This window comes from Rhodopseudomonas sp. WA056 (assembly GCF_010906995.1).
Classification (GTDB): Bacteria; Pseudomonadota; Alphaproteobacteria; order Rhizobiales; family Xanthobacteraceae; genus Rhodopseudomonas; species Rhodopseudomonas palustris_G.
In genome coordinates this window covers 1-24,153 of sequence record NZ_QPFS01000055.1, presented here as the reverse complement: position 1 = coordinate 24,153, position 24,153 = coordinate 1, and the positions used below count along the sequence as shown (strand labels likewise).

The 24,153-nt window shown below is 65.1% G+C and carries 13 protein-coding genes; 9 read left to right on the top strand and 4 right to left on the bottom strand.

The window, feature by feature from the left end; genetic code table 11:
* Positions 1–118 precede the first annotated feature (118 nt).
* Positions 119–937 (top strand): Cof-type HAD-IIB family hydrolase, encoded by an 819-nt coding sequence (locus DU475_RS12775; protein WP_142883157.1) that lies wholly within the window; start codon positions 119–121, stop codon positions 935–937.
* Here DU475_RS12775 and DU475_RS12770 read toward each other — a convergent pair.
* Both DU475_RS12770 and malQ read right to left on the bottom strand, forming a co-directional pair.
* Positions 934–2,742 carry a glycoside hydrolase family 15 protein gene (locus DU475_RS12770; protein ID WP_164632348.1) on the bottom strand — a complete coding sequence of 603 codons (1,809 nt, stop codon included), beginning with the start codon at positions 2,740–2,742 and terminating at the stop codon, positions 934–936. The two genes, DU475_RS12775 and DU475_RS12770, sit on opposite strands and share 4 nt — an antisense overlap.
* Before the next feature lie 5 nt (positions 2,743–2,747).
* The gene (gene malQ / locus DU475_RS12765; protein ID WP_164632347.1) at positions 2,748–4,706 is read right to left on the bottom strand and encodes a 4-alpha-glucanotransferase; all 1,959 of its coding nucleotides are present in this window, start codon (positions 4,704–4,706) and stop codon (positions 2,748–2,750) included.
* A 201-nt stretch (positions 4,707–4,907) separates the two neighbouring features.
* Here malQ and DU475_RS12760 point away from each other — a divergent pair, with 201 nt between their 5' ends.
* The 6 genes from DU475_RS12760 (at position 4,908) to treY (ending at position 19,220) form a co-directional block, all read left to right on the top strand.
* Positions 4,908–6,863, top strand: a complete 1,956-nt coding sequence (locus DU475_RS12760; protein WP_164632346.1) for an alpha-1,4-glucan--maltose-1-phosphate maltosyltransferase — start codon at positions 4,908–4,910, stop codon at positions 6,861–6,863.
* 10 nt (positions 6,864–6,873) lie between these two features.
* A complete protein-coding gene (gene treS, locus DU475_RS12755; RefSeq protein ID WP_164632345.1) occupies positions 6,874–10,176 on the top strand; it encodes a maltose alpha-D-glucosyltransferase in 3,303 nt (1,100 codons plus the stop codon).
* Positions 10,173–12,323: a 1,4-alpha-glucan branching protein GlgB gene (glgB, locus tag DU475_RS12750; RefSeq protein WP_013501472.1), complete on the top strand. Its 2,151-nt coding sequence runs from the start codon at positions 10,173–10,175 to the stop codon at positions 12,321–12,323. Before treS ends, glgB begins: the two co-directional genes overlap by 4 nt.
* A gap of 262 nt (positions 12,324–12,585) precedes the next feature.
* On the top strand, positions 12,586–14,667 hold the full coding sequence (gene glgX, locus DU475_RS12745; protein WP_164632344.1) for a glycogen debranching protein GlgX: 2,082 nt from the start codon (positions 12,586–12,588) through the stop codon (positions 14,665–14,667).
* Positions 14,664–16,433: a malto-oligosyltrehalose trehalohydrolase gene (gene treZ / locus DU475_RS12740; RefSeq protein ID WP_047309769.1), complete on the top strand. Its 1,770-nt coding sequence runs from the start codon at positions 14,664–14,666 to the stop codon at positions 16,431–16,433. The genes glgX and treZ overlap by 4 nt, the downstream gene beginning before the upstream one ends.
* Positions 16,434–19,220, top strand: coding sequence for a malto-oligosyltrehalose synthase (gene treY / locus DU475_RS12735; protein WP_164632343.1), 2,787 nt, complete (start codon positions 16,434–16,436; stop codon positions 19,218–19,220). It abuts the gene before it with no gap.
* Between the two features lie 399 nt (positions 19,221–19,619).
* Here treY and DU475_RS12730 read toward each other — a convergent pair whose 3' ends face one another.
* Positions 19,620–19,928 (bottom strand): polyhydroxyalkanoic acid system family protein, encoded by a 309-nt coding sequence (locus DU475_RS12730; RefSeq protein ID WP_164571258.1) that lies wholly within the window; start codon positions 19,926–19,928, stop codon positions 19,620–19,622.
* Between the two features lie 178 nt (positions 19,929–20,106).
* Between DU475_RS12730 and DU475_RS12725 the strand changes: the two genes are divergently transcribed.
* Complete coding sequence (locus tag DU475_RS12725; RefSeq protein ID WP_013501467.1) at positions 20,107–20,271, top strand: DUF3309 family protein; 165 nt, start codon at positions 20,107–20,109, stop codon at positions 20,269–20,271.
* Positions 20,272–20,378: 107 nt separating this feature from the next.
* Here the strand turns inward: DU475_RS12725 and ligD are convergent, their stop codons facing one another.
* Positions 20,379–23,123, bottom strand: a complete 2,745-nt coding sequence (ligD, locus tag DU475_RS12720; protein ID WP_164632342.1) for a DNA ligase D — start codon at positions 23,121–23,123, stop codon at positions 20,379–20,381.
* Positions 23,124–23,256: 133 nt separating this feature from the next.
* Here ligD and ku point away from each other — a divergent pair, with 133 nt between their 5' ends.
* The gene (gene ku / locus DU475_RS12715) at positions 23,257–24,141 is read left to right on the top strand and encodes a non-homologous end joining protein Ku (RefSeq protein ID WP_164632341.1); all 885 of its coding nucleotides are present in this window, start codon (positions 23,257–23,259) and stop codon (positions 24,139–24,141) included.
* Positions 24,142–24,153 lie beyond the last annotated feature (12 nt).

The window sequence follows — 24,153 nt, the reverse complement described above, 5'->3', positions numbered from 1 at the left end:
CTCAGCAGTTGAATTCGTCATTGCGAGGAGCGAAAGCGACGAAGCAATCCAGAGCCCGTACCCAGCGCCGATGGATTGCTTCGCTTCGCTCGCAATGACGGCCTAGATAGGGAAACCCATGGCCCGCATCCAGCTCGTCATCTCCGACGTCGATGGCACCCTGGTCACCACCGACAAGCGACTCACCGATCGCGCCCGTGATGCGGTGTCGAGATTGGAAGCCAGCGGCGTCGGCTTCACCCTCACCTCCAGCCGGCCGCCGGTCGGAATGCGGATGTACAGCGATCCGCTCGGCATCACGCTGCCGCTCGGCCCGTTCAACGGCAGTTCGATCGTCACGCCGACGCTGTCGGTGATCGAACAGCATCTGATTCCGGAAAGCGCGGTGGCGACCAGCATCGAGCTGTTCGAGCGCAACGGCATCGACATCTGGCTGTTCACCAACGACAATTGGTACATCCGCCGCGACGACGGCAAATACGTGCCGCACGAGGAGCGCACCATCCGGTTTGCGCCGACGATGCTGGAGGATCTGACGCCGCTGACCGGCAAGGCCTGCAAGATCGTCGGCGTCAGTGCCGATTTCGCGCTGCTGAAGCGCTGTGAGCCGGAGCTGCAGGCCGCGCTCGGCGACCGAGCGCTGGCGGTGCGGTCGCAGGACTACTATCTCGACGTCACCCCGCCCGGCCGCAGCAAGGGCACGTTCGTCACCGCGATGGCGCAGCGGCTCGGCATCGCAGCCGACTCGATCGCCACCATCGGCGACATGCCGAACGACCTGCCGATGTTCGGCGTCAGCGGCCTGCCGATCGCGATGGGCAACGCCGCCGACGAAATCAAGCAGAAGGCCGCCCACGTCACCGGCCGCAACGACGACGACGGCTTCGCCGCCGCGATCGACTTCATCCTGGATCGCAATGCGAGCCTTGACCGCTAACTCTGCTTCGACCGCTGCATCGCCGGCTTGGCTGTCGCCGCCTTGGCGGCGGTAAGGTTGTTGGCGGTATTGATCAGCGCGATGTGGGTCAGGGCCTGGGGGAAGTTGCCGGCCTGGCGCCGCTCCGTGGTGTCGTATTCCTCGGCCAGCAGGCCGAGATCGTTGGCGATGCCGGCGACGCGCTCGAACAGCGCTCTGGCGCGCTCGGTGTCACCGGCCAGCACATAGGCATCGGCAAGCCACAGCGTACAGGCGAGGAAAGCGCCCTCGACCGGTTCGGTCTGGTCGGGCTGCTCGCGGGGATCGTGCCGCATCAGGAAACCGTCCACCATCAGATGGCGCTCCATCGCCTCCAGCGTACCCAGCACCCGCGGGTCGCGCGGCGGCAGGAACCCTACCGCCGGAATCAGTAGCACCGAGGCGTCCAGCACCTTGGCGCCATAGTGCTCGACGAAAGCGTTCTGCTCGGCATCGAAGCCGTTGGCGCAGACGTCGGCGTGAATCCGCTCGCGCAACGCGCGCCACTCCGCCAGCGGCGCCTTCAGCCCGAATCTCTCAGCGCTCTTGATGCCGCGGTCGAACGCCACCCAGGTCATCACCTTGGACGAGACGTAATGCTGGCGCGGCCCGCGCAACTCCCAGATCCCACTGTCGGGCTGGTCCCAAATGGTGGCGAGATGCTGCAACACCTTGCACTCTACCGCCCAGGATTCGCCGTCGAGCTTGAGGTCGGCGGCACGCCATTGGTGGAAGGCGTCGATCAGCTCGCCGTAAACGTCGAGCTGCAATTGCGCGTGGGCTGCGTTGCCGATGCGCACCGGCTGCGCTCCCTGATAGCCGTCGAGCCAGTCGGCCTGCCATTCCATCAGCCGTCGCTCGCCGTAGATGCCGTACATGATCTGCATGTTGGCCGGATTGCCGGCGACCGCGCGCAGCAGCCAATCGTGCCAGGCAGCGGCTTCCTCGGTATAGCCGTTGTTCATCAGCGCCAGCAACGTGAAGGTCGCGTCGCGCAGCCAGCAGAACCGGTAGTCCCAGTTGCGCGCTCCGCCGAGCTTTTCCGGCAGCGAGGTGGTCGGCGCCGCGACGATGCCGCCCGACGGCGCGAAGGTCTGCGCCTTCAGTATGATCAGCGAGCGCATCACAAGGTCGCGATATTCGCCCTGATAGCTGCAGCGGCCGGACCATTCCGCCCAGAACGCTTCGGTGTCCTTCAGCGCCTGGTGCGGATCGATCTCGGTCGGCACCGGCAGATGCGACGCCCCATAGGTCAGCACCAGTGGCACCACGTCGCCCTCGCCGATCTCGAAATCGGCGACCGTGGTCATGTCCCTGCCGTACGTCGCGACCGGCGTATGCAGCACGACCATGTCGGGTCCGCAGATCGCCAGGAGCGCGTCGTCCTCGCCGCGCTTCACCCATGGAATGCTCGCGCCGTAGCCGAACCTGATCACGAGCTGCATCGCCACCTCGACCCTGCCGCGATCGCCGCGCACCAAGCGGACCACGTCCGAAGCCGAGCCGCGCGGCGGCATGAAGTCGATCAGCGTGAACGCCCCGGTCGCGGTCTCGAAGGTCGTCTCCAGGATCAGGCTGTCGCCGCGATAACGCCGGCTGCAGCGCACGATCTCCTTCGCCGGCGCGATCTTCCAGCGGCCGTTGGCCTCACTGCCGAGCAGCGCCGCGAAACAGGCTTCGGAATCGAACGCCGGCCAGCACAGCCAATCGATCGATCCGTTGCGACCGACCAGCGCAGCGGTCTCGCAATCGCCGATCATCGCGTAGTCTTCGATGTCGCCGGGCAACGCGTTCAACCCGGATTGCGGCGGTCGATCGTCGCCGCGAAAAGTGCCGAGCGGTTGATGATGGCGGCGACGTCTTCGAGCGGCTTCGGCAACCGCCGTCGCCAATTCGGATGTTCCGACACCGTCCCCGGCACATTGGGCTGGTCGAGCACCCCCAGCAGATCTTCCAGCGCGATCGCCAGCAGGCGCGACGGCGTACGCGCCAGGAAGGTCAGCACCGCGTAGATGTCCTCGTGTTCGATGCCCTGATGGCGCAGGGCGTCGCCGAGCATCGCCAGCGCGTGGTGCCGGCTGTCGTCGCTCTCGCCGGGGTCGACCCCGATCGAGCGCTTCAGATGCAGGTCTGTGAGCGCGCGCCAACCCGAATAGGTGGCGAGATCGTGGGTGTTGAAGGTCACCAGCGCATTCGGCAGGTAGTGCTCGAGCCCGAAGAACCAGCCCTGGTGGAAGTCGCGTTCGAACATCATCACCCGGTACGACCAGATCCCCCACGCCGCCAGCCGATCGCGGAAGCCGTCCGGAACGGTACCAAGGTCCTCGCCGATCACCACGCAGCGATGTCCGACGCTCTCCTGCGCGGTGACCGCGAGCAGCGCCTCGAACGGCATCTGCACGTAGACGCCCTCATGGGCGGCGAAGCCATGCGGGACGAGATACAGCCGATTGAGCCCGAGCACGTGATCGAGCCGGATCGCGCCAGCATAGCGCATCGAGGCCCGCAGCATGTCGCGGAACGGCGCAAAGCCCGTCAGTTCCAGCCCTGGCGCGTTGAAGCCGGCCAGGCCCCAATTCTGACCCGCGGTGTTGAGCGAGTCCGGCGGCGCGCCGACCGACAGCAGCCGCGAGATCGCGGTCTGCTCGTTCCAGGCGTCGAAGCCGTCGCTCTGCACTCCAACCGCGACGTCGAGATACAGCCCTACGCTTATGCCGCGCGCTGCGGCGAGATCGCGGCAGCCGCGCAACTGATCATCGGCGCACCATTGGGTGAAGGCGACGAATTCCACCTCGGCGGCATCGGGGCCCTGTCGCAATAGATCGCAGCGGGCATCGTCGGGCTGGCGCCATTCTTCCGGCCATTCCCACCATGGATGCCCGAACCGGTGCCGCAGAACTTCGAAACACGCGAACCGCGTCAGCAGCGGCGCGCGCTCGCGGCGGAATGCCTCGAACGCTTCGCGCCGGCTGTCGGACGCCGAGGTCCGGAACGCCTCATAGGCGGCCCGCAGACCCCGCCACTTCACGGCCGCCACCGCGGCGTAGTCGATCAGCTCGCCGTCGCGGAGCGCCGCCAGCGTCTGGGCGTCGACCGGCCGGTCGGCGGCGGAAAACTCCGGCAGCCGTTCGACATCGACATACAACGGATTGAGGAACAGCCGGCTGTTCGGCGAATAAGGGCTGCAATCCCCCGGCCGGTCGTCGAACAACGCATGCAGCGGATTGAGACCGATCCCGCCTGCCCCCAGCGCGGCCGCGAGCTCGATCAGGTTGGCCAGATCGGTGAAATCGCCGATGCCCCAATTGCGTACCGATCGCAGGCTGTAGAGCTGAACCGCGATCAGCCACGAGCGGTCGAATGCACCGCCGAAGGCGCGCCGCGGCGACATCAGCAGCGGCAGCTCCTCGGTGCGGCCGGATGCGTCGCTCAGCCGCACGCTGTGAATACCGGGCGGCAGATCCAGCGGCCAGCTCAGGGTCCGCTGCTCGGCGGCGCCTTCAACCAGCGCGCCCCCATCGGTGACTATACGCCAACGTACAGGCAGCACCGCCTGGGCGCCCAGCTCGGAGCGACACGGCTCGCCCTCCCGGATCACCACGATCCGGTCCAACAACCTGCGCTCGGCGGGCTGCGGCATCGCCTCGGTGATCAGCGCCAATGCCTCTGGCGGGGTGACGTGGCGGCGTCCCTGACCGTCGTAGAATTCGGTCTGGATGCCCAGCTCGGAAGCTCTGGTGAATAAATCCATTAAGCACGCTGTCTACACGCCGCGCGGGTGCGCGGCGATTCCGCCTGTCCCAGGATAGTCATATCGAACGCAATTGCGTAGGGTGAGTTCCATTGGAACCTGCGCGGTCGAGAAGCTTTGTAATGGAGAACCGCCCGGTTCACTATGGGACGAGTGTCCTAGATCGTGGGCATCACCTCACTCAATCGATCGTGGGCTATTGTGAACAAGTCGACGCAAGCGCTTCAGGCCGCCGCTCAGGGCGGCGCTTTTCACATCGAAGACATCTTCCCGCTGATCGACGGCGGACGATTTGCGGTGAAGCGGATCGTCGGCGAGCCGGTCGAAGTGTGGGCCGACATCTATCGCGACGGCCATGAGGTCATCGCTGCCGCGCTGATCTGGCGCCGTGAGCAGGACAGCACCTGGCAGCGCGTGCCGATGGTGCACACCGTCAACGATCGCTGGTCGGCAACCTTCACGCCGCAGCAACTCGGCCGTCACGTCTATGCCATCGAAGCATGGACCGATGAATTCGCCACCTGGCGCCATGGTGCCGAGTTGAAGCTGAAGGCCGGACAAGATCTGTCGCTGGACGCGCTGGAAGGTGCCGGCCTGCTGACCAAGGCGCAGTCCGACGATCCCGACGTGCTGCGGCTGATCCAGCACCGCTGTGAAGACTATCTGCGGACCGGCGAAATCGAACCGCTGCTGGCGCCGGAATTGCTGGACGCGATGGCGACGAGTCAGGCGCGGCCCGACCTCACCCGCACCGATCCGCTGCCCTTGATGATCGACCGGCCGCGGGCGCGCTTCAGCGCCTGGTACGAGATGGTGCCGCGCAGCCAGGGGACCGAGCCAGGCCGCCACGGCACGTTCCGCGATTGCATCGCCCGGCTGCCGGACGTCGCCGCGATGGGCTTCGACGTGGTGTATTTCACCCCGATCCATCCGATCGGTCACACCAACCGCAAGGGCCGCAACAACGCGCTCACAGCCGGGCCCGGCGATCCCGGCAGTCCTTACGCGATCGGCGCCGAAGAAGGTGGCCACGACGCCGTGCATCCGGAGCTCGGCACTCTGGAAGACTTCCGCGCCTTCGTCGGTGCCTGCGAAGTGGTGGGCATCGAGGTCGCGCTCGACATCGCGGTGCAGTGCTCACCGGATCATCCCTGGCTGAAGCAGCATCCGGACTGGTTCAAGCGCCGCCCCGACGGCTCGATGAAATACGCCGAGAATCCGCCGAAGAAATACGAAGACATCGTCAATCCTGACTTCTCCTGCGAGGACGCCGGCGCGCTGTGGAACGCGATACGCGACGTCATCCTGTTCTGGGCCGATCAGGGCGTGAAGATCTTCCGGGTCGACAACCCGCACACCAAGCCGCTGCGGTTCTGGGAATGGCTGATCCGCGAGGTGCAGCTACGTCATCCCGACGTGATCTTCCTGGCCGAAGCCTTCACCCGGCCGAAGTTGATGAAGGGGCTGGCCAAGCTCGGCTTCACGCAGTCCTACACCTACTTCACCTGGCGAACCCAGAAGTGGGAAATCGAACAATATCTGCGTGAGCTCGCCGGTTACCCGGAGCGCGACTTCTATCGCCCCAATTTCTTCACCAACACGCCCGACATCCTGCCCTACCACCTGCAGGGTGGCGAACCGTGGATGTTCAAATCGCGCCTCGTTCTCGCCGCAACGCTGTCATCGACCTATGGCATCTACAACGGATTCGAACTGCTCGAACACGACGCAATCCCGGGAAAAGAGGAATATCTCGATTCCGAAAAGTACGAGATCAAGGTTCGCGACTGGGACAAGCCCGGCAACATCAAGCCTTACATCCGCGACATCAACCGCATCCGCGCCGCCAACCCGGCGCTCCAGCAGACCAGCAACTTGCGCTTTCTCGATGTGCAGGATCCGAACGTGACCGGCTTCGTGAAGACTTCCGTCGATGGCGGTAACGCGGTCGCGGTCGCGATCGCTCTCAGCAGCGACTACCACGAGTTCTGGCTGCCGCTCGGCGACGTGCAGATCGTGGTTGCGGGCGAGCGGCGGCCGGTCGCCGCAGTGGAGAACCTGCTGACGGGCGAACGCCACGCACTCGACTGGGGCGGGATCAACCTGCGGATCGATCCGCACCGTGACCCGGCGCTGCTGTTCCGTTGCCTGGCGTGAGTGCGGAAACATGAATGAAATGTCACCGATCGTGGCGAACGACAGGCCGGGCGACGACGCCTCCGACGAGCTCTGGTACAAGGACGCCATCATCTACCAGTTGCACGTCAAGGCGTTCGCCGACAGCAACAACGACGGCATCGGCGACTTCGCCGGCCTCACCGAGAAGCTGGACTATCTCCAGGAGCTCGGCGTCAATACGCTGTGGCTGCTGCCGTTCTATCCGTCGCCTCAGCGCGACGACGGCTACGACATCGCCGACTACGGCTCGATCAATCCCGACTTCGGCACCATGAAGGACTTTCGCCGCTTCATCTTCGAAGCGAAGCGACGAAACCTGCGCGTCATCACCGAGCTGGTGGTCAACCACACTTCGGACCAGCACGCATGGTTCAAGCGGGCGCGGCGGAGCCCCAAGAATTCGAGCGCGCGCAACTGGTACGTCTGGAGTGACACCGACCAGAAGTATCAGGGCACGCGGATCATCTTCACCGACACGGAAAAATCGAACTGGACCTGGGATCCGGAAGCCGGCCAATACTACTGGCACCGGTTCTTCTCGCACCAGCCCGACCTCAATTTCGACAATCCGCGCGTGGTCGGCGCGGTCGTCAAAGTGATGAAGCGCTGGCTCGACAACGGCGTCGACGGCTTCCGGCTCGACGCGATCCCCTACCTGTGCGAGCGCGACGGCACCAACAACGAAAACCTTCCCGAGACCCATGCGGTCATCAAGCGGCTGCGCGCCGAGCTCGACGCCTACGCCAAGGGCAAGCTGCTGCTGGCCGAGGCCAATCAGTGGCCGGAGGACGTCCAGCAGTATTTCGGCGACAGCGACGAATGCCACATGGCCTACCACTTCCCGCTGATGCCGCGGATCTACATGGCGATCGCGCAGGAAGACCGCTTCCCGATCACCGACATCATGCGCCAGACGCCCGAGATTCCGCCCAACTGCCAATGGGCGATGTTCCTGCGCAACCACGACGAACTGACGCTCGAAATGGTCACCGACGTCGAGCGCGACTATCTGTGGAAGACCTACGCTGCCGACCCGCGGGCCCGGATCAACGTCGGCATTCGCCGCCGCCTGGCGCCGCTGATGGACAACGACCGCCGCAAGATCGAATTGATGAACTCGCTGCTGCTGTCGTTTCCCGGTACGCCGATCATCTATTACGGCGACGAGATCGGGATGGGCGACAACATCTATCTCGGCGACCGCAACGGCGTGCGCACCCCGATGCAATGGTCGTCCGACCGCAACGGCGGATTCTCGCGCGCCGACCCGGCGCGGCTGTATGCGCCGCCGATCATGGATCCGGTCTACGGCTACGCATCGGTCAACGTCGAGGCGCAGCAGCGCAGCCTGTCGTCGCTGCTCAGCGCGATGAAGCGGCTGATCGCGGTCCGCAAGTCAACGTCGGCGTTCGGCCGGGGCAGCATGACCTTCATCCGGCCGAGCAACCGCGCTGTGCTCGCCTATGTCCGGCAACACGAGGACGAAGTCATTCTCTGCGTCGCCAACCTGTCGCGGGCCGCGCAGGCGACCGAGCTGGATCTGTCGCCGTGGAAAGAGCGTGTGCCGCAAGAAATGCTCGGCCGCACCAAGTTTCCGCCGATCGGCGAACTGCCATACATGATCACGCTGGCGCCGTTCGGCTTCTATTGGTTCAAGCTGGAAGAGCCCGGCACCGCCGCCCATGTCGCGCCGGTCTCCACCGTACCTGAATTCGTGACGCTGGTGGTGCCGCTGGGCTCGACCTGGATGACGCTCGGTCGCACCCGCTCGATGTTCGAGCACGAGGTACTGCCGACCTTCCTGTCGCGAACCCGCTGGTTTCCGGAGCGCAACCCGCGCGCGATCCATCCGCGGTTGACCTCGGCGATCCCGTTCGCCAACGACGGCGACAACCGTCCCTGGCTGGCGCTGTTTGAAGCGACGCTGCGCGGTACCACCGCACGCTATCTGCTGCCGATGCAGATCGACTGGGTCCGATTCGATCGCGAGCGCTACAACCCACGCGCTTACGCGGCGGTTCGCCAGGGCGCGCGCGAGGGCACTCTGCTCGACGTCGCCGCCGACCCGTCGTTCGTCGACCTGCTGCTGCAAAACGTCCGGAGCGCGCTCACTGTAATCGGCGACGATGGCAATCGGCTCGAATTCCGTCCTGGCTCGCTGCTCGCCGAGCGGCCGGCGGGCCCGTTCGAGGACATCCGCCCGGTGGACGCCGAGCAGTCGAATTCGACCTCGCTGATCGACGAAGACTACGTCGTCAAATTATATCGGCGGCTACAGGTCGGCATCAATCCCGAGCTGGAGATGGGGCGGTTCCTCACGGAAGTGGCCGGCTACCGCAATACCCCGGCGCTGCTCGGCAGCGTCGAACTGGTCGAAGGCGACACCACGACGGCGATCGCGGTGGTGCACGAATTCATCGGCAATCAGGGTGACGGCTGGACCCTCACCGCCGGCTATCTAGACCGCTATGTCGACGAGCAACGGGTGCTGACCGGCAATCCGGAGGCCGCCGAAAGTGATCAGTTCGCACCATATCTGCACTTCATGCAACATACCGGCCGGCGCGTCGCCGAAATGCACATCGCGCTGGCCGGTCACCCGGAGCTGCCCGATTTTGCGCCGGAGCCGATCGGCCCGGACGAGGCACGTTCGTGGGTCGCGACCGTCTCGGCCGCGGCCGAACGGGTACTCGGCGAGCTGCGGCGCCGGCGCGACGGCTTCAGCGACCCCGACAAGGCATTGGTCGACCGTCTTTTGGCGGCTCGCGAGATCCTGATGGGCCGCATCGGCGAGCTCCTGGGCGATGACGGCGGCCTGAACATCCGTCACCATGGCGATTTCCATCTCGGTCAGATGCTGATCGTCAAGGACGACATCTACATCATCGACTTCGAGGGCGAACCGCGCCGTACCCTCGCCGAGCGCCGCGCCAAGGCGCCGGCGGCACGCGATGTTGCCGGTCTGGTGCGCTCGATCGACTATTCGACCACTGCGGCGCTCACCCGCGCGCTCAAAACGCCGCCCGACGAACCCGGCCGGCTGAACGAAGCACTCGAACTGTGGCGCATCCGCGCCACGACCGCGTTCCTGGACGGGTACCGTCAGACCATGGGCGAAAGCCCGGTCTGGCCGGCCGATCCTGACGCAGCGGATCGATGGCTCGATTTCTTTCTGATTGAAAAGGCGCTGTACGAGATCGACTACGAGATCGCGCACCGTCCCGATTGGCTGCGGGTGCCGCTCGCCGGCATTCTCCGCATCCTGTCGCCGCCGCCCGAGGAGTTTCCATGACCGCGCAATTGAGTGACGAAGCCTACGCTGTTGTCGAAGGCCGTCATGCCGACCCGTTTCATTATCTCGGCCCGCATCCACAGGACGGCGGTACCGTGGTTCGCGTCCTGCTGCCGGACGCCACCGCGGTCGAGGTGGTGGGAGACGACGGCACCACGGCTTCGCTCGAACAGGCCCACCGGTCCGGCCTATTCGTCGGAGCGCTGCCGGGCGCCGCATCGCGCTACACGCTTCGCGCCCGGTTCGGAGACACCACCGTCGAGCTGCACGACCCTTATCGCTTTCCCCCGATCCTGACCGACTTCGATCTCTATCTGCTCGGTGAAGGCACCGATCAGCGGCTGTACGACAAGCTCGGCGCCCATCCGATGGAGCTGGACGGCATCGCCGGCGTCGCCTTTGTGGTACTGGCGCCCAACGCACGCCGCGTCAGCGTGGTCGGCGATTTCAACTATTGGAATCCGCTTCGCCACCAGATGCGGGTGCGCGGCAACGGCTATTGGGAACTGTTCATCCCGGGCGCCCGCGCCGGTGATCACTACAAGTTCGATCTTGCCGGACCGAACGGCGAGCAACTGCCCCAGAAATCAGATCCCTTGGCGTTCGCCGCCGAGCTGCGGCCGAAGACCGCATCGATCGTGGTCGATGCCACCACGCTGCCGCGACCGCGACCCGCCCCGGACAACATCAACGCGCTGTCGGCACCGATGTCGATCTACGAGGTGCATCTCGGCTCGTGGCGCCGCAAGGACGGCGACCAGTGGCTGACCTACCGTGAGCTCGCCGAGCAATTGCCGGCCTATGTCCAAGACATGGGCTTCACCCATGTCGAATTCCTGCCGGTCAGCGAGCATCCGTTCGACGGATCTTGGGGCTACCAGCCGACCGGCCTGTATGCTCCGACCTCGCGGTTCGGGTCGCCGGAAGACTTCTGCGCGCTGGTCGACGCCCTGCATGCAGCCGGCATCGGTGTGGTGCTCGACTGGGTGCCGGGCCATTTCCCGGACGATCCGCACGGCCTCGGTAATTTCGACGGCACTGCGCTGTACGAGCACGCCAACCCGATGCAGGGGCGGCATCTCGACTGGGGCACCCTGATCTACAATTACGGCCGCACCGAAGTGGTCAATTTCCTCACCGCCAACGCACTGTTCTGGCTGGAGCGCTATGGCATCGATGCGCTGCGGGTCGATGCCGTAGCGTCGATGCTGTACCTCGACTACAGCCGGCCGGCAGGCGGCTGGATTCCCAACAAATTCGGCGGGCGTGAGAACATCGAGGCAATCGAGTTCATTCGCCGATTCAACACCGAGGTGTACGCCAAATTCCCGCACGCCACCACCGCGGCCGAAGAATCCACGGCGTGGCCGCAGGTGTCTCGACCGGTCGAATTCGGCGGACTCGGCTTCGGCTACAAATGGAACATGGGGTGGATGCACGATACGCTGAACTACATCAGCAAGGATCCGATCCACCGGAAATATCATCACGGCCAGATTCTGTTCGGGCTGCACTACGCGTTCTCGGAAAATTTCATCCTGCCGCTGTCGCATGACGAGGTCGTGCACGGCAAACGCTCCATCCTCGGCCGGATGCCGGGCGACGAGTGGCAGCGCTTTGCCAACCTGCGTGCCTACTACGCCTTCATGTTCGGCCACCCCGGCAAGAAACTGCTGTTCATGGGCGGTGAGTTCGGCCAGGAGCGGGAATGGAGCCACGACCGCTCGCTCGATTGGCACCTGCTCGACTATCCGAAATACGCCGGCATCCAGGCACTGATCCGCGACCTCAACAAGCTGTATCGGTCGCTGCCGGCGCTGCATCAGCTCGACTGCGATCCGTTCGGCTTCGAATGGCTGATCACCGAAGACGCCAACCGCAACGTGTTCGCATGGATGCGAAAGGGCAACGACACCCGATCGCGCTGCCTGGTGATCGTCAACTTCTCGCCGAACGTATATCAGGACTACCGGGTGCGCGTACCGTTTCCGGGCCGCTGGCGCGAAGTATTCAACTCGGATTCGGCAGTGTACGGCGGCAGCAATGTCGGCAATGGCGGCGAAGTCCGACCGCGGGACGGCCTGGTGCCGGAGCTGAGCCTGACGATTCCGCCGCTCGCCGCTATATTCCTCGTCCCAGAGGACTGAACAGACGAAAGTCGGGCGACATCGGGCAGGACGATCGCGTGTCGCCAGTCCTTGAGGCTTCGGATCTAAGGCGAAATGCTCCGAAGGGGTCGCCAGAGCCGAACCAGCTCCAATGTGACAGTCCCGCGAGCCAGCCCTGCGCGCCGGCGGCGTTGTCCACGGCGCCGCGCCGGAACAGCAGATTAACAGTGTCCTTCGATTTCGAAGTTCGCTAACAAAGACAATCGCAGGCTATGCGAACTTCTTGATCGGGATACTCGCTATGCGCCTCACCGCCGGAACCGACTCCCGTCTCGGAGCGACCTGGGACGGGCGCGGCACCAACTTCGCGCTGTTCTCCGCCAACGCCCACAAGGTCGAGCTCTGTCTGTTCGACGCCCAAGGCCGCCGCGAGCTGGAGCGGATCGAACTGCCGGAGCGCACCGAAGACGTCTGGCACGGTTATCTCAACGACGTCTCGCCCGGCCAGCTCTACGGCTACCGGGTGTACGGGCCCTACGATCCTGACCACGGCCATCGCTTCAACGCCCACAAGCTGCTGCTCGACCCCTATGCCAAACGGCTGAGCGGACGCCTGGTATGGAGCGAAGCCCATTTCGCCTATCGCACCGGCTCTCCGCGCGAGGATCTGTCGTTCGACCGCCGCGACAACGCACGCGGCATGCCGAAGGCGGTGGTGGTCGACGAGACCGTCGGCAGCGGCCGCCGCGAAACCCGGCCCGGGATCCGCTGGGAAGACACCGTCATTTACGAAGCCCACGTCAAGGGACTGACCCAGCTTCGCGACGATGTGCCGCCCGGACTGCGCGGCACCTTCGGAGGCCTCGCCTGCCCGTCGATGATCGCGCATCTGAAACGGCTCGGGGTTACCACAATTGAACTTTTGCCGGTTCACGGCTTTGTCGATGACCGCATCCTGGTCGAGAAGAAGCTGGTGAACTACTGGGGCTACAACACGATCTCGTTCTTCGCACCGGAGACCCGCTACACGCCGGACAAGGACAATCCGCTGGACTCGTTCCGTACCACCGTGGCGCGGCTGCACGACGCCGGAATCGAAGTCCTGCTCGACGTCGTCTACAACCACACCGCGGAGGGCAATCATCTCGGTCCGACGCTGTCGTTCCGCGGCATCGACAACGCCTCGTACTATTGGCTGCAGCCCGACAATCCGCGTTACTACGACGACTTTACCGGCTGCGGCAATTCGCTGAACCTAACGCATCCGCGCGTGCTGCAGATGGTGATGGACAGCCTGCGCTATTGGGTCGAAGTCTGCCACGTCGACGGCTTCCGCTTCGACCTCGCCACCACGCTGGCGCGCGGGCCCAACGGCTACGACCGCAAAGGCGGCTTCTTTACCGCGATCCGGCAGGATCCGGCGCTTGCCGGCGTCAAGCTGGTCGCCGAGCCTTGGGATCTCGGCATGGGCGGCTATCAGGTCGGCGCGTTCCCGTCGCAATGGTCGGAATGGAACGATCGCTACCGCAGCGTGATGCGGCGCTACTGGAGCGGTGAAGGCAGCCTGATCGGCGAAGTGTCGCGGCGGATGACCGGTTCGTCCGACATGTTCAACCACGACGGCCGGATGCCGCGCGCCAGCGTCAATCACGTCACCGTGCACGATGGCTTCACGCTCGCCGACCTGTTCAGTTACGAGCACAAGCACAACCTCGCCAACGGCGAGGAAAATCGCGACGGGTCCAACGACAATCACAGCATCAATTGCGGCGTCGAGGGCCCGAGCGACGATCCGAAGATTCTCGGCCTGCGCCGCCAGCTTCGCAAGAACCAGCTCGCCTGCCTGTTCCTGGCGCAGGGCGTGCCGCTGCTGCTCGCCGGCGACGAGGTCGGCAATTCGCAGTCCGGCAACAACAATGCCTATTGCCAGGACAACGAGATCGGCTGGGTCGGTTGGGACGGCAGCAACACCGACGACGATATGGTCGAGTTCGTCGGGCTGATGACCGACATCCGCCGCCGCTTTCCGCAGCTTCGCTCGCGCCGCTGGCTCGATGGCCGCCGGGCCGATGGCTCGTATGGCGTGCTGTGGTTGACGCCGTCGGCGGCGGAGATGACCGAGCAGGATTGGGCGTTTCCCGACGGCCGCTTCCTGGCCTACATGCTGAGCCCGAGCGAGGCCGGCGGCGATTCCATCTTCATTGTGCTGAATTCTGGGGGCGAGGCGATCGACTTCCATCTGCCGAAGACCAGCGACTTTCCTGTCTGGCACCAGCTGTTCGACACCACCAAGGATACCGTGCAGGTCGCGCCGTTGAAATTCGGCAGCGTCAGCTCGGCGCCGCCACGCTCGGTGCTCGCCTTTGCCGGGACGATGGCATGACCGGACGCAGCTTCGGTCCGCGCCTCACGGCCGGCGGCGTCGAATTCCGGCTGTGGGCGCCGAACGCGCAGCAGGTCGAGGTGGTGCTGGACGGCGCAACGCATCCAATGCTGCGCGACGACAAGGGCTGGCACGCGGCGGAAGTCGCCGGCCCCGGCGTCGGCGCACGCTATCGCTTCCGCATCGACGGCGAGCTCGAGGTGCCGGACCCCGGCTCGCTGTTTCAGCCCGACGACATCTCCGGCCCCAGCGAAGTGATCGACCACGCCGCCTACGCCTGGCGCGCAACGGATTGGCGTGGCCGTCCGTGGGCAGATACCGTGCTGCTGGAAACTCATGTCGGCACCTTCACGCCCGAAGGCAGCTACCGCGCGATGATCGACAAGCTCGATCATCTGGTCGCGACAGGAATCACCGCTTTGGAATTGATGCCGCTGGCAGACTTCCCGGGACAGCGCAATTGGGGCTACGACGGCGTGCTGTGGTACGCGCCAGACAGCGCCTATGGCCGTCCGGAAGATCTCAAGGCGCTGATCGACGAAGCGCATCTGCGCGGCCTGATGGTGTTTCTCGACGTGGTCTACAACCACTTCGGTCCGGAGGGAAATTATCTCGGCGGTTACGCGCCCGATTTTTTCTCCGACAAGCACACGCCGTGGGGCAACGCGATCAACTATCGGGTCGGCGAAGTCCGCGCCTTCGCGATCGAGAACGCACTGCATTGGCTGCGCGACTATCGGTTCGACGGGCTGCGGCTCGACGCCGTGCACGCGATCCCCGATCAGGGCGAGATCCCGATGTTGCACGAATTGTCCCGCGAGGCCGGCAAGCTGGCGGCCGAGACCGGGCGGCACATCCATCTGGTGCTGGAGAACGACGACAACATCGCCGCCGTGCTCGATCCGGTCACCGATCCGTCGCGCGGGCAGTATCGCGCGCAGTGGAACGACGATTATCACCACGCCTGGCACGTCGCGCTGACCGGCGAGCGCCAGGGCTACTATTCCGACTATGCCGATGCGCCGCTGCGGCACCTGGCGCGCGCGCTCGGCTCCGGCTTCGCCTATCAGGGCGAGCCGTCGGCGCATCGCGGCGGCACCCCGCGCGGCGAGCCGAGCGGCGAACTGCCACCGCTCGGCTTCGTCAACTTCCTGCAGAACCACGACCAGATCGGCAATCGCGCGCTTGGCGACCGGCTGGAGAGCCTCGCCAAGCCCGAGGCGATCGAAGCCGCGCTGGCGATCACGCTGCTGGCGCCGATGGCGCCGATGCTGTTCATGGGCGAGGAATGGGGATCGCAGGCGCCGTTTCCGTTCTTCTGCGACTTCCATGGCGAGCTGGCCGAAGCGGTGCGCGCCGGCCGCCGCAAGGAATTCGCCGGCGCCTACGAGAAGTACGGCGACGACGTCCCCGATCCGCTGAGCGCGGAGACGTTCAAAAGCGCCGTGCTCGATTGGCGCGAGCGTGACGGCGGCGCTGGCGCACAGCGACTGGCGCTGGTGTCGCGGTTGCTGCAGATCCGCCGCAACATGATCGTGCCGCGGCTCGCGGGTGCGCGGTTCGGCACAGCGGCGGTTGCCGATGATGGGATGCTGACCGCGACGTGGCGGCTCGGCGATGGATCGACGTTGCGACTCGCGGCGAATTTGACGGACAGCGAGCGGCAGGCCGGCGCCGCGGCAGGCGTTGGAACGATTCTGTGTGGCGACGATTGGAACCGGATCATTCCGCCGTGGGCGGTGACCTGGCGCCTCGAGCAATCCTAAATGCCTCCTGTCATTCCGACTGCCACCTACCGTCTGCAACTCACCGCCGATTTCGGTTTCGACAACGCCGCCGCAATCGTCCCCTATCTGAAGCGCCTCGGGATTTCGCATCTCTACGCGTCGCCGTTCATGAAGGCGCGCAAGGGCTCGACCCACGGCTACGACATCGTCGATCACACCCAACTCAATCCCGAACTCGGCGGCGAAGAAGGCTTCGCCCGGCTCAGCGCGGCGCTGAAGCAGCACGACATCGGCCTGATCCTCGATTTCGTGCCGAACCATGTCGGCGTGCACTACGCCGACAATCCATGGTGGCTCGACGTGCTGGAATGGGGCGCGGCCTCGCCGCACGCCGCGTCGTTCGACATCGACTGGGAGATGCTGCCGTTCCGCGCCCGCGGCGGCGTGCTGCTGCCGATCATCGGCTCGTCCTACGGCAAGGCGCTGGAAGGCGGCGAGATCGAACTGCGTTATGACTCCGCCGACGGCAGCTTCTCGGCCTGGTACTACGAACATCGGCTGCCGATCGCGCCGCAGCGCTACAGCGAGATCTTGCGCACCGTGGTGCGCGAGGCCGATGCCGCCGAAACCGATACGGGCCGCGCGATCCTGGAGCTCGCCGCGCGCTACACCGGGCTGCGCCGCCCCGCGCGCGCCGAGGCCCCGGAATTCAAGGCGGCGCTGAAGGCGATACCTGGCGCTGCCGAGGTGATCGTACGCGGTCTCGACGCCTACCGCGCCGGCGAAGGCCGCGCCACCCAGATCCAGGCGCTCCACAATCTGCTTGAGCGCCAGCACTACAAGCTCGGGCACTGGCAGCTAGCGTCGAGCGAGATCAACTATCGCCGGTTCTTCGACGTCAACACCCTCGCCGGCCTGCGGGTCGAGGATGCCGGCACCTTCGCGGCGATCCACAGCCGCGTGAAGAAGCTGCTCCAGGACGGTCAGCTCCACGGCCTGCGGCTCGACCACATCGACGGCCTGCGCGATCCGGCGCAGTATTTCCAGCGGCTGCGCCGGCTGGCGCGCGACGCGCAGGGGCCGGATGCGCCGCCGCTGTACACCGTGATCGAAAAAATTCTTGGCGAGGGCGAGGAACTGCATCGCTTCGCCGGCGTGCACGGCACCACCGGCTACGAATGGCTCAACGTCATCACCCGAGTTCTGCTCGACGGCGGCGGCCTGAAGCCGCTCGACGAGACCTGGCGGCAGGCCAGCAATCTGTCGCCGACGTTCGATCCGGTGCTCAAGGCCGCCAAGCGCCGCGTGCTGGAGACGTTGCTGCTGAGCGAGTTCACCGTGCTCACCCGGCTGCTGGCGCGGATCGCATCAGGTCACTACTCGACCCGCGATTTCTCCGCCGACAATCTGCGGCAAGCGTTCGAGCTCTACGTGCTGCACTTCCCGGTGTATCGCACCTATCTGACCGGCAACAGCCCGACCCAGCTCGACCGCCGGCTGATCGAAGACACTATCGCCAAAGCGCGGGCCGACTGGTTCGGCGCCGACGACGGCATCTTCGAATTCCTCAAAGACGTGCTGACGATGGACCTGGTGAATCCCGGCCGCGCGCCACACTCCAAGCCGCGGGTGCGCCGATTCGCCCTCAAGGTGCAGCAGTTCACCGGGCCGACAATGGCGAAGTCGCTCGAGGACACCGCGTTTTATCGCTATCACCGGCTGCTGGCGCTGAACGAGGTCGGCGGCGATCCGGCTGCGCAGGAGATGCCGACCGCCGCATTCCACGCCGCGATGCAGAGCCGCGCCCAGGATTGGCCGCACGGCATGACGGCGACGATGACGCACGACGCCAAGCGCGGCGAAGACGCGCGCGCGCGGCTGTTGTCGCTCGCCGAGATTCCCGGCGAATGGGCCAGCGCCGTCGGCAAGTGGAAGCTGCTCAACGCGCCGCATCTCGTCGTCGCCGGCGAGATGCGCGCGCCCTCGCCCGCGTTCGAATACATGCTGTACCAGGCGCTGCTAGGAGCCTGGCCGCTGACGCCCGATCCGGATTTCGCCGATCGCTTCCAGGGATTCGCGCTGAAGGCTGCCCGCGAGGGCAAGCAGGAAACCAACTGGCTCAATCCGAACCTCGCTTACGAAGAGGGCGTCCGCACCTTCATCGACCGCATTCTTGATCCCGCGCTGTCGGGAGCGTTCCTGGAGTCGGTCGAGACCTTGCACCGCCGGCTGTCGCTGCTCGGCGCGCTCAACGGGCTCGGTCAGCTGACTCTGAAGGCGACGATACCGGGCGTACCGGATTTCTATCAGGGCACCGAATTCTGGGATTTTTCGCTGGTCGATCCCGACAACCGCCGTCCGGTGGATTTCGACGCCCGTTCTGCGGCGCTGAAGTCATTGCACGACCAGCCGGACTGGGAAACGCTGACCGCGAATTGGAGCGACGGCCGGGTCAAGCTGGCCTGGACGCATCGGTTGCTGCGGCTCCGGCGCGACCACGCAGAGCTGTTCGCCGACGGCGACTACCGGCCGCTCGCCGTGAAAGGCGCCCACCGCGACCACATCGTCGCATTCGCCCGCACCCGCGGCAGCGAAGCAGTGATCGTCGTCGTGGCGAAGGGCCTTGCAGCGTTGTCCGATGATGGCCGGCAATGGCCGGCCGCCGATGCGTATGATGGCGCGATCGATACCAAAGGCTACGCGGTCGAAACCGGCGATGGCGAGAACGCGTCGGGCGAACTGCAGCTCCGCCACCTGTTCCGGCACCTCCCCGTCGCCGTACACCGCGCGCGCCTGACAGGCACGAAGCGAGTCCGGCGCGACTGAGCAGACTGCGCGTCTTGCAGAGCGGTCAACGCAGACCCACCTCGTCGTTCCGGGGCGCTCGCGTAGCGAGCGAACCCGGAATCTGCCGCGGGCACCGACTCCCGCAAGCTCTGCTCGCTGCGAGATTCCGGGTTCGCGCTTCGCGCGCCCCGGAATGAATCGGGGAGAGACTGTCCAAGAGTTCGGTCATCGGAAGCGGCGAAGAATCGTGCCCTCCCACAAACACCGAGGCCGCCCGGGAGCTGGAGCCGGACGGCCTGACGGGGTTTGTGCCGATCAGGAAATCGGTTCCCTCACCCGCACGACCAGGATTTCAAGATTCGGTTACTTACAACTTAACGCAGTCTGCCGATAACTACTTGCTGCAGCGCCATAATTTGGTGCGACGCACGCAACTTATTACTTCTTCTCGAGCATCAGGTGTCCGCGCTTCTGGATCACGACGCGCGCCGCATCGGCGAATTTCTGCAGCAGCCAAGGCAGACGCACTTCGAGCCGGACGTGATCTTCGGCGACGTCGACATGACCCGCCGCGACCTGGCCCAGCGCGCGGACGCGGAACAGCATCTGGTCGCCGCGCCAGGTCTCCTCATCCACCTTCAGGATCGGCACGTTGATCGCTGCGCGGCTGAGGCCGGTCTGCAGCCGGCGGCGCGCTTCGTCGCGGCCGAGGCGATGAGGGATCGATACGACAAGTGGAGCTGACATTGGGGCGTCCTCGTCACTGCGTGGGTTGATTACTCCCCTATCTAAGTGAGCATTGCGAAAACAACAGGGCGGCGCGCCATATCTCAAGTTTCCGCTGCGGAACCTTCGTTGTTACGCCGTGTTCTCACTCCCAGCAGGCGGAGCACTCGGGCGACCCGCCGCGATAAGGAGAGCGGAAATGTCCATCGGCACAATCATCCTCATCATTCTGATCATCGCCTTGCTGGGCGGCTTCACCGGCGTCGGCGGCGGACCGTTCTACGGCACCGGATACTACGGCGGCGGCGGCCTCGGTCTGGTGATCGTGATCCTGCTGATCCTGCTGCTGCTCGGCAAGATCTGACGCAAACTAACTTCGATCTGCCGATCGACGCTGTCATGCCCGGGCTCGTCCCGGGCATCCACGTATGCGGCACAGAGTCAGCGGAACGGACGCGCGTCACGCCGGGTTCATGATGCGCCCGACGTCAGCGCCTTGATGGCCGGCTTCAGTGGGGCTGCCGCTTCGTCGTAGTCCGTCCACGCTTTGGACCGCTTGATCAGCGCGGGCACCGACTCGATGGTGTAGCGCTTGGGGTCGAGACCGGCCTTCACCTGGGACCACGTCACCGGCATCGACACCGTGGCGCCGGCGCGGGCGCGCGGCGACAGCACCGCGACCGCGGTCGACATCCGGTCGTTGCGCAAATAATCGAGGAAAATCTTTCCCGTACGCTTCTGCTTCGACATGTTGAGCAGATACTGCTCGGGACTGTCCTCGGCCATCTGCGCGCACACCGTTTGGGCAAACGTCTTGGCCGCCTTCCAGTCGACACTGTCATCGGGCTTCAGTGGCACCACGACGTGCAAGCCCTTGCCGCCCGTGGTCTTGCAGAACGTCGCGAGCCCCAGCGCTTCGAGACGCTGCTTCATTTCCTTGGCGGCCACGATCACCTCGTCGAACCCGATCTCGGGCGCCGGATCGAGATCGAACACCAGCCGTCCCGGCACGTCGTAGCGGTTCGGCGCGCAGTTCCAAGGATGCAACTCGACGCCGCCGATCTGCGCCACGGCGATCAGGCCCTCGAGGCGGTCGATCTGCACATAGGGCTTGCGATCGCCGGAAACCTTGGCCAGTTCGATCAGGTTCGACATTCCCGGCATGGCGTGCCGCTGAAAGAACAGCTCGCCGCCGATGCCGTCGGGCGCGCGCACGATCGAACACGGCCGGCCTTTGATGTGCGGGATCAGCCAGTCCCCCACTTCGGCGAAGTAATCGGCTAGATCTCGCTTGGTGACGGCGCCGCTGATCTCGCTCGCAGGCCACAGCTCCTTGTCGGGCTTGGAGATCACCACGCCCATCACCTCGGACCGGGCAGCGTCGGCGCGGCGGGGCGCGGCGCGCTTGCCCGCAGCCTTTCGCGGCTTCGCCGTCTTGGCGGCCCGGCGCTTCGACTTTGGTTCGGCCAGCTCGACCTGCTGCGGCTCCTCGGCTTCGACCTCAGCAGCCGGCTTGTCGGCGCGCAGCCCCTTGAAGGCCGCCTGACGCACCATGCCGCCGCCGGTGAAGCCGGCAAATTCGATCTCGGCGACCAGCTCCGGAGTCACCCAGTGGACGTCGCGCGTCTTCTTCGGCGCATTGGCGCTGCTGAACGGATTGCTATCGGCTTCATGCGCCTTCAGCTCGGGCAGGATGCGCTTGACGACGTCCTGGCCGAACCCGGTGCCGACGACGCCCACATAGGCCAGATCATCGCCGCGATGCACGCCGACCAGCAGCGAGCGGAATTTGCCGTTCGTGGTCTTCCAGCCGCCGATCACCACCTCGTGGCCGGCGCGGCACTTCGCCTTGGTCCAGGCACCGCTGCGGCCGGAGCGATACGGCGCATCGAGCTTCTTCGACACGATGCCTTCGAGCGACAGCTTGCAGGCCGATTGCAGAATGGCGTCACCGCCGGTTTCGAAATGCTCGACGTAGCGGATCAGCCCTTCCTTGCGACGGCCACGTGCGGCCTTCAGCAAAGCGGCGAGCCGCTCCTTGCGCTCCGACAGCGGCAGCCGGCGCAGATCCTCGCCCTCCGCGTACAGCAGATCGAACGCAAAGCAGATCAGGTTGTCGGTATCTCCGTCGGAGAGCGCCGCCTGCAGCGCGGCGAAATCCGGCTGGCCGTGCGAATCCAGCGCCACCACCTCGGTGTCGATGATCGCGTCCGGCAGCGACGCTGCTTCTTCCGCGATCGCGCTGAATTTGCCCGTCCAGTCGAGGCCCTTGCGTGTCAGCAGCTTGGCTTGCCCCTGCTCGATGCGGAGCTGCATCCGGTAGCCGTCGAACTTGATCTCGTGGCCCCAGCCTTCGCCGCCGGGCGGCCGTTCCACCGAGGTGCAGAGCTGCGGCGGCACGAAATCCGGCATGGCCGTGCGCGTGCCACGAACAGCTGACTTACTCCTCACGGTAGGCTTTGCGGCCTTGGCAGCTTTCGCTTTCACCCCCGTCTTCGCCTTGGCTTTCGTCGCCCTCTTCGCAGCGCCGGTCTCTGCCCGCTGATCGGCCGCAAGCCCGGTGTTGGAATCCCACACCGCATCCGCCGTCACCTTCGCGGCCGCCTTGCGCAGCATGAACGGCTTCGGTGCCTTGCCCTTGCCCTCCGCGATCGTCTCCATGGCGCGGCCCGAGGCGACCGAGCGGTCTTCGTCGAGCACGGTGTTGGCGTCGCCCTCGCGGGCGTCATCGTCGCGGTGCTTGATCAGCAGCCAATTGGTGCGCTTGCCGCCGGTGCGGTCGTGCCGCATCCGCACCAGCACCCAGCTACCATGCAGCTTCTCGCCGTGCAGGGTGAACTTCAGATCGCCCTTTTTGAAGCCGCGCTCGGGATCGTCGCACTCCCAATAGCCGCGGTCCCAGAGCTGTACCGTGCCGCCACCATACTGGCCCTTCGGGATCGTGCCTTCGAAGTCGCCGTAGTCGAGTGGATGATCTTCGACCTCGACGGCGAGGCGCTTGTCGTGCGGATCGAGCGACGGTCCCTTGGTCACTGCCCAGGACTTGAAGACGCCGCCATATTCCAGGCGCAGGTCATAGTGCAGACGGGTGGCATCGTGCTTCTGGATCACGAACCGACGCTGTTTCGAAGTTGCCACCTTGGCGTCGCCGCGCGGCTCCGCGGTCTGCTCGAAATCGCGTTTCTTGCGGTAGATGCTGAGCTTGTTGCTGGCCACCGTCGCTCCTTACTCACCGCCGACAGGCTGGGCTTGGTCGGAACCAAAACCCGGGATGCCCGTTCAAGTTCCACCCATGATAGCATCGACGTGACCGCCCGGTCGCGACTGCTCGAGCCCTCGGAGAATTCCCATGCCTCGCGCCTACTGGAAGGGCACGCTGAAGCTGTCCCTCGTCACCTGCCCGGTGGCGCTATATCCGGCCACGACCAGCGTCGAGAAGACCCGCTTCCACATGATCAATGCGGAAACCGGCAATCGGCTGAAGCAGCAGATGATCGACGAAGACACCGGCGAGGTGGTCGAGAAGGATCAGAAGGCCCGCGGCTACGAGGTGCGCAAAGGCAAGTACATCGAGATCGAAAAGGACGAACTCGAAGCAGTTCAGATCGAGAGCACCCACACTATCGACATCGACAGCTTCGTGCCGGCCGACGAAATCGACCAGCGCTTTCTCAATCATCCGTATTACATCGTGCCGGACGGCAAGGCCGGCGTCGACGCCTTCGCGGTGATCCGCGACGCGATGAAGGACAAAGGTCGCGTCGCGCTCGGTCGCATCGTGCTCACCAACCGCGAGCATGTGCTGGCGATCGAGCCGTTCGGCAAGGGCCTGCTGGCAACCACGCTGCGCTACCCTTACGAGCTGCGCGATGCGGACGAGTATTTCGATGGCATCAAGTCGCCGAAAATCTCCAAGGACATGATCGAACTCGCCGGCCACATCCTCGAGACCAAGGCGGCGCATTTCGATCCCAAAAAGTTCAAGGACGACTACGAGACCGCGCTGAAGGCCCTGGTCAAACGCAAGGCCTCCGGCAAGTCGATCAAGCTCCCCGAGCCCGAGGAGAAGGAGAGCAACGTCGTCAGCCTGATGGACGCGCTGAAGCAGAGTCTCGAAGGCGGCAAATCCGGCACCAAAACCGGCAAGGCTCACGGCCGCCGCAAAGCCTCCCCCTCCTCCCGCACCACCACCAAAGCCCGCCGCTCCAACGCAAGGCAGCGCAAGGCGGGGTGAGCTGGCTTACAT

What these genes read in the sequence shown, in the direction of transcription:
- glgX (WP_164632344.1), top strand. Translation starts at nt 12,586, where the DNA reads ATGCGCCTCACCGCCGGAACCGACTCCCGTCTCGGAGCGACCTGGGAC.
- treZ (WP_047309769.1), top strand. Translation starts at nt 14,664, where the DNA reads ATGACCGGACGCAGCTTCGGTCCGCGCCTCACGGCCGGCGGCGTCGAA.
- treY (WP_164632343.1), top strand. Translation starts at nt 16,434, where the DNA reads ATGCCTCCTGTCATTCCGACTGCCACCTACCGTCTGCAACTCACCGCC.
- DU475_RS12725 (WP_013501467.1), top strand. Translation starts at nt 20,107, where the DNA reads ATGTCCATCGGCACAATCATCCTCATCATTCTGATCATCGCCTTGCTG.
- DU475_RS12730 (WP_164571258.1), bottom strand. Translation starts at nt 19,928, where the DNA reads ATGTCAGCTCCACTTGTCGTATCGATCCCTCATCGCCTCGGCCGCGAC.
- malQ (WP_164632347.1), bottom strand. Translation starts at nt 4,706, where the DNA reads ATGGATTTATTCACCAGAGCTTCCGAGCTGGGCATCCAGACCGAATTC.
- DU475_RS12775 (WP_142883157.1), top strand. Translation starts at nt 119, where the DNA reads ATGGCCCGCATCCAGCTCGTCATCTCCGACGTCGATGGCACCCTGGTC.
- glgB (WP_013501472.1), top strand. Translation starts at nt 10,173, where the DNA reads ATGACCGCGCAATTGAGTGACGAAGCCTACGCTGTTGTCGAAGGCCGT.
- treS (WP_164632345.1), top strand. Translation starts at nt 6,874, where the DNA reads ATGAATGAAATGTCACCGATCGTGGCGAACGACAGGCCGGGCGACGAC.
- ku (WP_164632341.1), top strand. Translation starts at nt 23,257, where the DNA reads ATGCCTCGCGCCTACTGGAAGGGCACGCTGAAGCTGTCCCTCGTCACC.